Raw genomic sequence first — 5,184 nt, 5'->3', positions numbered from 1 at the left:
TCCTGCACCACGCCCGCGCGCGGCGCGGCGATGGTGTGCTCCATCTTCATGGCCTCCATCACGGCCAGCGCCTGTCCCTTGCTCACCGTGTCGCCCGCCTGCACGGCGAACGAGACCACCTTGCCCGGCATGGGGGCCGTCAGGCGGCCGCCTTCGTCCTGGGCCTCGCCCGCATGGGCCAGCAGGTCGATGGCGACGATCTGCGTTGCGCCCTGGGGTGTGAACACATGGTCGGTCTCGCCCATGGCGTACACGGTCGCCAGCGTGCGCTGGCCGGCGTACTGCAGGTCGATGCCGCGCCCGGCGGCCTCGAACACCAGCGGGCCGGACACCGCCCCGGCGCCCTCACCCACGCTCAGGCGCAGGCCGCCGCCGTGCAGGTAGGCCAGGCTGGCCTTGGCGTGCGCGCCGCCGAAAGTGAACTCGAAGCGGCGCTCGACCAGGCCGTGCGAGCGCCAGCCGTCGCGGCGGCTGAACGGGTCCGCGCCTTCGCGGGCACGCTCGCGCAGCAGGGTCTGCGCCACGGCGGCGGCGGCCGCCAGCGGCAGGCCCACGCGCTCCTGCTGGAACAGCACGGCCTCCTCGCGCGGTATCAGCGCGGTGTCGAGGTGGGCCTGGGCGAACGAGTCGCTGCGCGCGACCAAGCGCAGAAACTGCACGTTGGTCGCCAGGCCGACGATGTGCGTCTGCGCCAGTGCCTCATCGAGCCGCGCCAGGGCCTGTTCACGCGTGTCGCCATGCACGATGAGCTTGGCGACCATGGGGTCGTAGAACGGGCTGATGGCGTCGCCCTCGCGCACCCCGTCGTCGATGCGCACCGCAGCGCGCTCAAAGCTGGTGGCGGGCGGCTTGCGGTACACCTGCAGCGTGCCGGTGGCCGGCAGGAATTGGTTGTCCGGGTTCTCGGCGCAGATGCGCGCCTCGATGGCGTGGCCGGTGATGCGCAGCTCGTCCTGGCGTTTGGGCAGGGGCTCGCCGCTGGCCACGCGCAGCTGCCACTCGACCAGGTCTTCGCCGGTGATGGCCTCGGTCACCGGGTGCTCGACCTGCAGGCGCGTGTTCATCTCCATGAAGAAGAACTTCATCTGCTCGGGGTGCGCGTAGCCGCCGGGCTGCTCGACGATGAATTCCACCGTGCCCGCACCGACGTAGTTCACGGCGCGCGCAGCGGCCACGGCGGCCTCGCCCATGCGCGCGCGCAGCTCCGGCGTCATGCCCGGCGCAGGCGCTTCTTCGAGCACCTTCTGGTGGCGCCGCTGCACCGAGCAGTCGCGCTCGAACAGGTAGACGCAGTTGCCCAGCGTGTCGCCAAACACCTGGATCTCGATGTGGCGCGGGCGCTGCACGTACTTTTCGATCAGCACCGCATCCAGGCCAAAGCTGCTGATGGCCTCGCGCTGGCAGCTGGCGAGCGCGGCGGCGAAATCCTCCGACTTTTCCACCACGCGCATGCCCTTGCCGCCGCCGCCGGCGCTGGCCTTGATGAGCACGGGGTAGCCGATGCGGTCGGCCTCGCGCTGCAGCAGCGCCGGGTCCTGGTCGCTGCCGTGGTAGCCGGGCACCAGCGGCACGCCGGCCTTTTCCATCAGCTGCTTGGACTCGGCCTTGAGGCCCATGGCGGAAATCGCCGACGCGGGCGGGCCGATGAACACCAGGCCCGCATCGGCGCAGGCCTGGGCGAACGCATCGTTCTCGCTCAGGAAGCCGTAGCCCGGGTGGATGGCCTGCGCGCCCGTGGCCTGTGCCGCGGCAAGGATCTTTTCCCAGCGCAGGTAGCTGTCCTGCGGCGCGCTGCCGCCGATGTGCACCGCCTCGTCGCAGACGGCCACGTGCTTGGCGCGGGCGTCGGCGTCGGAGTACACGGCGACGGTCTTGACGCCCAGGCGGCGGGCAGTGGCGGCGACCCGGCAGGCGATTTCACCGCGGTTGGCTATGAGAATTTTTGTAAACATGAGAAAACTCCAAGGTGAAAACGCCCGCGTGCCCACGCACCCGGTCTCAAAAATCCCAGGCCGTCACGGCCCCGGCACTCCTGCGGCCACGCCACAGGCGCGCAGCACGGCCGCCGCATCCAGGTGCGCAGCCACCGCGGCCCGGTGGGGCGGCGCCAGGCGCGGCACCTGGCCCCAGCAGGGCGCGGCCAGGCCGTCCTGCAGCGCCGTGATCTGGTCGGGCAGGTGCGGCATGGCGGCATCGACGGTGTTGGCGACCCAGCCGGCCAGCACCAGGCCGCGCGCGCGCACCGCCTCGGCCGTCAGGAAGGCATGGCTCAGGCAGCCCAGGCGCAGGCCCACCACCAACACCACGGGCAGGGCCAGCTCGCGGGCCAGATCGGCCGTGTCCCAGCCGGGCACCAGCGGCACGCAGAAACCGCCCACGCCTTCGACCAGGGTGATGTCGGCGCGCTGCGCCACACGGCGCACCTCGGCCAGCAGCGCCTGCGGCACCAGGCTGCGGCCTTCCAGGCGCGCCGCCACATGGGGCGCACAGGCGGCGCGCAATTGCCACGGGCCCACGTCACGGTCCGTCAAGCCCACATTGCCGGCGTCGCGCAGTTGCCGCACGTCTTCGTTGACCCAGACGCCCTCCACGCATTCCTGCCCTGCCGCCACGGGCTTGAGCGCGGCCACGCGCAGGCCCGTCTGCGCCAGCGCATGCGCCAGCCCGGCGGTGACGCAGGTCTTGCCGATCTCGGTGTCGGTGCCGGTGATGAACAAGCCCTTCATGCCGCGGCCTCCGCAGCGCCCGCCAGGTACTGCGCGCACTCTTGCAGCGCGTCCAGCAGCAGGTCGATGTCGGTGGCGGTGTGGCTGGCGCACAAGGTGATGCGCAAGCGCGCCGTGCCGGCCGGCACCGTGGGCGGCCGGATCGCCGGAACGCGGATGCCGTGGCGCTGCTCCAGCCGCGCCGCCAGCGCCAGCGCCTGGGCATTGGTGCCGACCACCAGGGGCTGCACGGGGGTGTCGGACGGCACCAGCTGCCAGCCCGGTGGCGCGGGGCGCGCCAGCAGCGCCGCCACGCCGGCCTGCAAGTGCCGCCGCAAGGCGTGCAGTTGCGCCCGGCGCGCATCGCCCTCGTCGCCGGCCACCAGCTGCAGGCTGGCCAACAGCGTGTGCGCCAGCGCGGGCGGTGCGGCGGTGGTGAAGATGTACGGGCGCGCGGCCTGCAGCAGGTACTCGGTGATGGTCGGGTGCGCGGCCACAAAGGCGCCGGCCACACCAGCCGCCTTGCCCAGCGTGCCGATCGCGATCAGACGCTCGCTGCGCAGGCCCAGGTACGCCAGCGTGCCGCGCCCCTGGGGCCCGAGCACGCCGAAGCCGTGCGCGTCGTCTACGATCAGCCAGGCGTCGTGCGCCTCGGCCAGCGCGAGCAGCGCGGCCAGCGGCGCCAGATCGCCGTCCATGCTGAAGACCGCATCGGTCACGATGAGCTTGATGCGCGCCGTGCTGGCCTGCAGCAACCGCGCCAGCCCCGCCATGTCGCCGTGGCCGTAGCGCTGCACGGCCGCGCGCGCCAGGCGCGCGCCGTCGATCAGCGAAGCGTGGTTGACCTCTTCGGAAAAGATCTCGGCGCCGGCATCGCCCAGCGCCGTGAGCACGGCCAGGTTGGCCATGTAGCCGGTGCAGAAAAACAGCGCGCGCGCATCGGGAATGCAGGGCGCCATCCAGTCACCCAGGGCGCGCTCCAGCGCGGCGTGCGCCTGCGAGTGGCCGCTGATGAGGTGCGACGAGCCCGAGCCCACGCCGTAGCGCGCCACGCCTTCGCCCATGGCCAGCGCCAGCGCGGGGTGCGCGGCCAGGCCCAGGTAGTCGTTGCTGCAGAACATCAGCAGTTCGCGCGATGCGCCACCGGCCGCCTGCACCTGCTGGCGCGGCGCGGTCGCGCTGCCGGCCTCGCGCAGCACGCGCGTCAGGTTCTGCGCGGCCAGCGCGTCGAGCTTGGCTTGCAGGTAGTCGATCAGCATGCCAGCACCCCATCCAGCGTGGCCATGACAGCGCGCGCCAGAAACTGCGCCAGCGCCTCGTCCATCACATAGGGTGGCATGACATACACGGTGCGGCCGATCGGTCGGATCAGCAATTCATGCTGGCGCGCGACCAGGTGAAAACGCTCGGCAAAGCCCGGCGGCGCCAGGTCCTCGCGCACATCGAACGCCAGAATCATGCCGCGCTGGCGCAGGTGCTGCACGCGCGCATCGGTGGCCGGCGGCGCAAAGGCATCGGCCAGCCAGCGCGCCTGCTCGCGGTTGCGCGCCAGCACATCGTCGCTGGCAAAGCGGTCGAGCACCGCGTTGGCCGCCGCGCAGGCCAGCGCATTGCCGGTGTAGGAATGCGAGTGCAAAAAGCCGCGCTCGACCTGCTCGCTCCAGAAGCACTGGTAGACCGCATCGGTGGTCAGCACCAGCGACAGGGGCAGGGTGCCGCCGCTGATGCCTTTGGACAGGGTGATGAAGTCGGGCCAGCCGGCATCGGCCTGCTCGAACGCAAAAAAACTGCCGCTGCGCCCACAGCCCACGGCAATCTCGTCGGCAATCAGGTGCACGTCAAATTCATCGCACAGCGCACGCAGCGCGCGCAGGTACGAGGGCTCGTGCATCACCATGCCGGCAGCGCACTGCACCAGCGGCTCGATGATGACGGCGGCAATGTGGCCGCGCCGCTCGGTCAGCATGCGGCGCATGTCGGCCAGGGCGCGGGCCTCTTGCATCGGGCCCTGGCGCGAGTCGGGCGCTTCGACCACGTGCGAGCGCATCAAGAGCGGGTCGTAGGCGTCGCGGAACACCGCCACGTCGGTGACCGACAGGGCGCCCAGCGTCTCGCCGTGGTAGCCATGGCGCAGGCAGATGAATTCACGCCGCGCGCTCTGGCCCAGATTGCGCCACGCATGAAAGCTCATCTTGAGCGCGATCTCCACGGCGCTGGCGCCATCGCTGGCAAAGAAGGTGTGGCCCAGCGCGCCGCCGGTCAGGGCCGCCAGCTTTTCGGCCAGCAGCACCGCGGGCGCGTGGGTGCAGCCCGCCAGCATGACGTGTGGCAGGGTGTCGAGCTGCTGCTTGATGGCGTCGTTGGTGCGGGCGTCGGCGTGGCCGAACAGGTTGACCCACCACGAGCTGTTGGCATCGAAATAGCGGCGACCGTCGTAGCCATACAGCCACGGGCCTGCACCGCGCGCGATGGCCAGGGG

The 5,184-nt window shown here is 71.3% G+C and carries 4 protein-coding genes; all 4 read right to left on the bottom strand.

Annotated elements, in window-relative coordinates; genetic code table 11:
* Nucleotides 1-1,952, bottom strand: a 1,952-nt coding sequence (locus tag B2J89_RS13545; RefSeq protein ID WP_169169620.1) for an acetyl/propionyl/methylcrotonyl-CoA carboxylase subunit alpha, incomplete at its 3' end; no start/stop codon positions are given.
* Nucleotides 1,953-2,015: 63 nt separating this feature from the next.
* Complete coding sequence (gene bioD / locus B2J89_RS13540) at nt 2,016-2,726, bottom strand: dethiobiotin synthase (protein WP_169169619.1); 711 nt, start codon at nt 2,724-2,726, stop codon at nt 2,016-2,018.
* A complete protein-coding gene (bioF, locus tag B2J89_RS13535) occupies nt 2,723-3,964 on the bottom strand; it encodes an 8-amino-7-oxononanoate synthase (RefSeq protein ID WP_169169618.1) in 1,242 nt (413 codons plus the stop codon). Before bioF ends, bioD begins: the two co-directional genes overlap by 4 nt.
* A partial coding sequence (gene bioA / locus B2J89_RS13530) for an adenosylmethionine--8-amino-7-oxononanoate transaminase (RefSeq protein WP_169169617.1) occupies nt 3,958-5,184 on the bottom strand: 1,227 nt, incomplete at its 5' end. The genes bioA and bioF, both read right to left, overlap by 7 nt.

The sequence above is a fragment of the Acidovorax sp. SRB_24 genome, from assembly GCF_012931925.1.
This window is presented reverse-complemented; position numbering and strand designations above follow the sequence as displayed.

Coding starts and splice junctions, on each gene's coding strand:
- bioD (WP_169169619.1), bottom strand. CDS start 2,726: ATGAAGGGCTTGTTCATCACCGGCACCGACACCGAGATCGGCAAGACC.
- bioF (WP_169169618.1), bottom strand. CDS start 3,964: ATGCTGATCGACTACCTGCAAGCCAAGCTCGACGCGCTGGCCGCGCAG.